This is a genomic window from Elusimicrobiota bacterium (assembly GCA_028718185.1).
Lineage (GTDB): Bacteria > Elusimicrobiota > UBA8919 > UBA8919 > UBA8919 > JAQUMH01.
Genome location: JAQUMH010000024.1, coordinates 1 through 8,513 on the forward strand (window position 1 = coordinate 1; position 8,513 = coordinate 8,513).

The 8,513-nt window shown below is 41.3% G+C and carries 2 protein-coding genes; both read left to right on the forward strand.

What is annotated here, in order from left to right:
- On the forward strand, positions 1–1,670 hold a 1,670-nt coding region (locus PHE88_12485; GenBank protein MDD5688637.1), incomplete at its 5' end, for a hypothetical protein.
- Between the two features lie 1,208 nt (positions 1,671–2,878).
- Positions 2,879–8,513: carbohydrate-binding protein (locus PHE88_12490; protein MDD5688638.1), on the forward strand; the 5,635-nt coding region annotated here is incomplete at its 3' end.

Here is an 8,513-nt window from a genome sequence, read left to right on the forward strand (position 1 = left end):
CGGATACAACAGGTAATATAACCGAAACGTCAATAACCGTGACCTATACACCATCAGATACAACAGCACCAAGTATAGCTATAACCTCGCCTTCGAATGGTGCGACATTAACAACATCGTTATTAACATTAAGTGGTAATGCCTCTGACAATGTGGGATTAAACAAAGTGGAAATTAAGTTAGGTACCGGCGGCACTTATGTCCCAGCGACAGGAACGAATTCATGGAATGGTACTGTAACATTAGTAAATGGTTCCAACACAATCTATGCTAAGGTAACCGACACATCAAACAATACCTACGAAACGTCAATAACCGTAACCCGTACAAATACGGCGCCGACATTAAGCTGGACCAGCGAGAGTGATTATACCAGTGATGGATTAAATCCGGAGACCGGTACAACCAATACGAGTTATGTGTATAAGGTGAAGTATGCCGATGCAGAAGGCGATGCCCCAAAGACAGGGTATCCGAGAGTACATATAAAGAAAGGAGTAAGTGAGATAACAAACAGTCCGTTTGTAATGAGCACTACAGATACCGGTTCATATGTAACCGGCAGGAATTACAGTATGACAAAGGTATTAAGTGCCGTAGGCAGTGATTACAGTTATTACTTTGAAGCCCAAGATGTAAACGATGGTGTGGCGGTAGGAGTAGCAACATCTACAATAAATGCCCCTGTTGTAAATGTAGCAATATCTACCTACAGTATCAAAGGCAATGTACAGATATACAAGAGCAGTAGCGGAGTAAGTGGAATAACAATGAAATTAAGCGGCAAAGCAACCGGCAGTTATACAACCGGAGCAGACGGCTATTACGAGTTTGTAGATTTAGTGAGCGGTAATTACAGTGTAAAGCCTGCGGATAGTAATTGGCGGTTCTGGCCCAGTGGTATGGATTACACAGGAATAAGCAGTGATATGACAGGTCAGAATTATGTAGGAAAGCCATTTAGTGTGACCAGGACAGTAAGTTCTAAGGTCCAAATAAGCAGTGGAATGGCAGTAACACCTATAGGTGATAATAGCAGTGTAGATAGTGAGATAAGTGTAACAGTGCCTAAGGGCGCATTTTCAACAACAGCCAATTTGACATTGAGTGCAATAGCAGTGCCCGAGAGTGATGTAGCAACAATAAAGGTAGTAGGGTATGGAGTAGCAATAGTGAATGACAAGAACCTGCAACCTGTAAAGGAAATAACGATAACAATAAATTATGATGACGAAGCAGTATCATCCTATGATGAGAGTAAGTTAACATTAGGCTGGTATGATGAGAATAACGGACGCTGGGTAGCGTTACCTACAACCATATACCCTGATGATAATAAAGTAGTAGGCAAGAGCAGTCATTTAAGTAATTTTGGGTTACTAGAGGCAGCTCCGTCGAGTAGCGGTAGTATAAAAGTATATCCAAGCCCGTATAATCCGGTGAAGAATGTTCAGGGATTAAACATAGAAGGCTTAACAACAGGAGCAGTAGTAAAGCTCTATACGGTAGATGGAGAATTGGTAAGGGAATTAGTAGAAATAGGTAATAGTGGTAAGGTGATATGGGACGGCAAGAATGACGGTGGTAAGGGAGTAGCGAGTGGAGTATATATTATATATATAGAAAACAGCACAGGAGTAAAGAAAATAAAGATTGGAGTGGAGAAGTAGCGCACCATCTTATGGTGCCAGTTAATTAGTGGATTAGAGAATCAGAGATTAAGAAGTCCATAATCAAGAAGAAATAATTACAAAGTTAAATCCCACTTATATAAATTAGTTTAAAGTATAGGAATTTCAATGTTATGGATTCCCGATTAAGACACTCGGGAATGACAATCTTTCCGTGTGTGTCATTCCCGCGAACAGACTGTGTCACAATGTCATTGCGAGCGTTAGCGAAGCAATCTCATAAAATGTAATCCGTCGGTGATGAGATTGCCACGAGCCAATAAATTGGCTCTCGCAATGACAAACCGTGGATTATGACACAGTCTCGAAAGCGGGAATCTAACTTGTTAAGTTTGTTTAATTCTCAAGTAAAATCATCAAATTTAAACATGCAATTACATACAAGAGAATAGCAATATTATCTATTGACAGTTTCTGCTTTATACGTTATACTTTAACTATAAGGGACACAAATATTATATAGAAAAGATTTAAGTTTGGCAAAATCAATATTAACCAAATAGTTCTGTATTCAAAATCAGTTGTTTGCCCCGCCAAAAGCGGGGTTGCATTCCCACGATTAACATCGGGGTTATGTTCTCGTTCGGTCCAGTAGGTCCGAACTCCGAACATTAACTCGGTCGGTGCAGTAGCTCCGACCTGCGAGTGCTAATCCGAAAAGGCTGCTCAAGGGAAACCTTGATGAGTTCGCAAAACCAAGGGCTAAGATAGATAACGCCAACAGGTTGCCGATAAGCGACAAAAAGACATCTTGATTTCACAGATTAAATAAAAAAGTAAGATTACACCGATTAAGGTCAAAGATAACATCTGTGTAATCGTCTCTAAAAATCTGTGTAATCAGCAGAATGCAACTATCAAGCCAGCAAGGTTACCGAAAACAAAAGAGTTTATTAGTGAATTAGTGATTAGTTGATTAGGTTTAAAACTTAATTATCTAATTGTCTAATTTTCTGATAAGCTTTTTTTTTGCTTGGACGTTGGAGCTACTGCACCGAGCGAGTCTATGCGCGCCTGCCTGCCGGTAGGCAGGGAAGCCGGTTCTACTGAAATGGCTGGGCACATAATCCCAAAGTATTGAGGGAAACAAAAAAAACAATCCCGAGCAGAAAGCGAGTAATAAACAAATAGACATTTCACATTTTTTTAGGTAAAATATCTGAAAACAAATATACGAAAAAATATTTATGAGAAACATTAAAAATAAGATAACAAATAATTTAATAATAATTTTATTTGCGACACTAATGGTGGTGTCTGCGCATGGTGCTTCTATTAATGTGGATTACTCTCAGTCTCAGGGGAATTTACAACGAATGCAAGGGTATACTGCGACGAATCGGGATACAGGTCCTTTGGCTGCTCAGCGACTTAAAGACATTGACATGAAGCTAGTGAGAGTCTACTACATGTTGAATAAGATCTGTCCCGTTACAGAAGGTTACTACGACTGGAACTCTAATCAATATGGATTCTACGGTAATGATAATAATATTGACAACACTCTGCTAAGTGGTGCACAGCCTATAGTGACTCTTTGGTACATTGCAGATGCAAATGGTAAATTTCCGACATGGTTGACGACCGAGACAGATACTAGCGGCCAATTCTTTTCGTTCCCACCAAAGAATTATAGCAAATGGGAGCGGGTAATAAGAGATGTCCTGACTCATCTTAAAACAAGATATCCTCAAATAGTCTATGTTTCGCTAATGGAAGAGACAGAGTCTTATAAAGGCGACTACAATCTTCTCTACCAACACACCATCAATGCAGTCAATGCAGTTAACACCACTTTGCCTCCTGGTGTGCCTGCTATAAAATTGGGAGGTCCGGGATATGGTTTTGCCGGAAACATCAGTTCTATTCTACCATTTATACAATTCGTAAAGGACCACGGACTCAAACTGGATTTTCTTGGTTTTAACGATTACTCAAAAGAAGACACAAACCGTACTGCCCGCGATATTGCACAAATCAAGACGTGGCTGGACGAAAACGGTTTGAATCCCGAAATAATTGTATCAGAGTGGTGCTACACCGGTGCAGACATAGTGGGAAATTTTTCTGCTAATCAGCTGAGTAAAGATGCTTCTTGGAACATCGCAGGATGGTCCGATATGATGCAGACAGGTATTAGCGTTAAACCCATTCAATTTGCGAATATGGGTTATGCGCAAGCCTCACAATCTATAACTGCACCGGATCTATTCTATGCCAATGATGCAGATGTTGCTGTTAGACATGTTTCAAACACCAATATCCCGGATGGGTACGTATTTCCGAAATACAACATCTCTAAGATGCTGAAGATGTCCAAAAACACATATGTTCCGGTCACGACCGTACCTGGTAGCTATCTCTATCCCATAGCTAGCAAAGACAGTTCAGGAGTTGCATTACTGCTTTCTAATTATCAAGCCACCGGACAAAATGTAACTATAAATTTATCAAATCTTCCTTCCAACTTTCTGAGTGGAAACATTCACTACCAGAGGTACCTGGTTGACAATACCCATAACAACTATGGATATGGCGACCACAGTGACCACCTGCTCAACGACAACGAAGTATTGGAAGATAATCCCAACGTTCCGTCAGGCACATCCTATACTAATACGTTCAATATGGGACCATATGCCACAACGCTTGTTGTTTTGACGCCTTCAGGCGCAACTCCCTATGTTGACAATACTCCTCCATCAACAATAGGTGATTTAGCAGTAACAAACAATTCCATAGTAAGCAGTATAGGCAGCAGCAGTATAGTCCTGAGTTGGACAGCGCCAAATCCTAATGATGTTAATAATACCACAGTGAGTGAGTATGATATAAGGTGTAGTAGTACCGGAATTATAAATGATGGCAACTGGAAAAATGTGCACTGTGCAGATGGTCCTGCGCCAAAAGCAGCAGGACTCAATCAGACCTATACCGTGCAAGGTTTAGTTCCGGATACCAATTATTACTTTGCGATAAAGTCGTCAGATACCGCAGGTAACTGCTCAATAATATCCAATATTACTCCTGTAGTTAAGACAGCTGCTCTTACAACTAATTTAGCATCAGGTAAAATACCGACAGCTTATACTGCAGAGATAGGATATGAAACGAGTAAAGCGGTGGATGGTGATGTAGCAACTTATTGGAAGGCAGGGAGCTCAAGTGATTTGCAATGGTTATGTCTAGATTTAGGCAGCACATATAACATAACAGAAGTTGTATTAAGATGGTATGAAATGGACTTATATACTACATATGCCAAATCTTATCAAATACAAGTATCAAATACAAATAATGGTACAGACTGGCAAACTATTTACACAAAGACAGATGGCGCAGACTATGTATCAACAAATGGTTTATTTACTCTTGGTACAGGAGGCACTGACGATATAATATTAAGCGGTAGTGGCAGATATGTCCGGATGTATGAGATAACAAAATCAGGGACTTATCCTCTTGGGCTATGTGAGTTCGGAATATATGGTAATTCAAATACACCAACAATAACTGTAACATATCCCAATGGTGGCGAAAGTTTAACAGTAGGCAGTCAGCAGACAGTAACATGGACAAGTGCAGGGACAGTAGGGAATGTTAATATAGATATATCAACAGATGGTGGAGCGACATGGAGTCCGCTTGTATCCAACACAGCAAATGATGGCAGTGAATTGGTAAATATTCCCAATACACCAAGCACGACCTGCCGCATAAGGGTTCAGGAACCCGATGGTAGCCCTACAGATACATCCAATAGTAATTTTACAATAACATCAACTCCGCCTCCACCAACAATAACCGTAACATATCCCAATGGCGGTGAAAGTTTAACAGTAGGCAGTCAGCAGACAGTAACATGGACAAATGGCGGTACAGTGGGTAATGTAAATATAGATATATCAACAGATGGCGGAGCTACATGGAGTACACTTGTATCCAACACAGCAAATAACGGCAGTCAATCGGTAACTGTTCCCAATACACCAAGTACATCATGCCGCATAAGGGTTCAGGAACCTGATGGTAGCCCTACGGATACATCCAATAGTAATTTTACAATAACATCAACTCCGCCTCCACCTACGATAACCGTAACCTATCCCAATGGCGGAGAAAGTTTAACAGTAGGTAGCCAGCCGACCGTAACCTGGACAAGTGGCGGTACAGTAGGTAATGTCAATATAGCCATCTCAACAAACAGCGGCACAAGCTGGGTAACATATGTAACCAACACAGCGAATGACGGTAGTCAGCCTGTAACTATTCCCAATACACCAAGCACAGCCTGTCGTATAATGGTCCAGGAACTAGATGGCAGTCCAACAGACATGTCAGACAGTAATTTTACAATAACGACAATTCCGCCTGTAGTAAGCATAAGCACAATAGCGATAACAAATGGCAGTAATCCGCCTGCTACAATAACAATAAAAGTAAACGCAACAGACAGTGACGGAATAAAGCAAGTAGATTTTTACAGTAATGGAAACCCGTTACTGCCTGCAGTTACTACTCCGGACGGTAATTCCCAATATGTATATACCTGGAACAATGTATCATCCGGTACTTACAGTATAACCGCGAAAGCGACCGATAATAGTAATGCAACAACGACAACGACAGCACAGGTAGTAGTAATAAGTGGTGGTAATACACAATCAGCAACACAGCAGGCATATCCTGCAGGCGTAGCGTGGTTAATAGGAACAGGGACAACAACGATAGAGGCCGAAGCATACGATATGCTGACAAGTGGAAGTGGAGAAGGAGTGGCATATCATGATACAACCCCTGGTCAGGAGGATCACACAAACCTGTTTAGGGCGACCGAAGATGTGGATATAGAGAGCTGCAGCGATGCCGGTGCCGGCTACGATATAGGATATACAATTCCTGGCGAGTGGCTGGAATACAGCATAAATGTGAATCAAAGCGGCACATACAAAATAATACTAAGAACAGCCCGCGATACAACAGTTGACGATATGGTACACTTAGAATTCGCACAGAACAACGTAAAATATCTTGTAACACCGTCAGTAAGCATACCCGGAACAGGCGGGTGGCAGGTATGGACAGATACCGAAGTCGCGACAAATGTGACACTTAACGCAGGTAATCAGATAATGAAGTTAGTGTTGGATCCTAGTGCGGCATCTTATTGTAGTAATATTAACCACATCAAATTAGTAAAAGCGAATGCAGATACACCTAACACAGTAGAAACACCTACAATAAGCCCGGGAGTGGGTACATATGCAAGTTCTGTTACCGTAACCTTAGGTTGTGCAACTATTGGAGCTGCTATAAGATATACAACAAATGGAACAGATCCGACATCATCATCAACACTGTATTCCGCGCCGTTTACATTAACAGCGAGTGCAACAGTTAAGGCTCGCGCGTTCAAAGCTGCTATGACCGACAGCTCAGTAAATAGTGTAGCATATACAATAACAAACATTTCAACGCAACAATCATATGGAAACAGCGGAAACCCGTGGCAGGTAGGCGTAGGGACAACAACAATAGAGACAGAGAATTACGATACAGTAACGAGTGGTTCTGCTGACGGAAAGACATATTATGATACAACCCCCGGCAACAGTAGCGGAGCATACAGGACAACAGAATCAGTAGATATAGAAAATTGCACTGATACCGGTGGTGGCTACGATATCGGGTATGTAGCACCAACAGAATGGCTGGAATACAGTGTAAATGTAAGTGAGACCGCTGAATATCAGATAATAATACGGGGAGCCATGGTAGGTCCGGCAAGTCCGTTCCACATTGAATTTGGTCCTCACAACGGAACAGCATATCTTGTAACGCCATCGGTAACCGTTCCTGATACAGGCGGGTGGCAAACCTGGCAAGATGTAGAAGTTTCATCCAGGGTAACACTTATCGCCGGTAATCAGATAATGAAGATAGTAATGGAAGGAACCACATACGCTAATGGTAATTTTAATTATGTCCGTTTCAGAAGACTGGGTGCAGACACGACACCGCCAATAGTAAGCGTAGTAATACCAACAAGTATATCCGGCACTGCAGCAGTTATAACATGGACAACAAACGAGCCTGCAACTAGTAAAGTTGAATATGGTTTGACGACAAGTTATGGAAATACAACCGCAGTAACAGATAACAGTGGAGTAACCAGCCACAGTGTTACACTAAGCGGACTTACAGAGAATACAGTTTATCATTACCGGATGGTGTCTGTGGATATGAATGGAAACCCAACAACTACCGGTGATTACAGTTTTACAACAATTCTTAATGACCCTAATCCGCCTGTAATAAGTAATATAACTGCCAGTGTAACACAGAACAGTGCTATAATAACATGGAATACCGATGAGAACTCAGACTCGCAGGTAACATATGGAACTTCAACAGCAATGGGCACAACAACCACATTAGATTCCGCCATGAATAGACTACACAGTGTCCCGCTTAGCGGGTTACTGAAAGGAAATACTTATTATTACATGGTTTATAGTCGTGACTCATCCGGCAATCTAGCAACATCCATACAATATAGTTTCAAGACATATAACAACAACATAAAACACAGGATATATACCTATTATTACGATGATGGAACAACCACAACTAAGGTAGGAGCATCCGCATCTGCAAGTTTAAAGTTTAAAGTGCAGGTATATAATGTAGATGCGAACAGTTTAGCTACGGATTATACGGGAACACTAACACTTACGACAAAGAAAACCAATGGTGATTCATTGGATACAGTTGATGAAACGTTAACAGCTGCAGATGCAGGCGAGAAGGAGGTCACAGTAC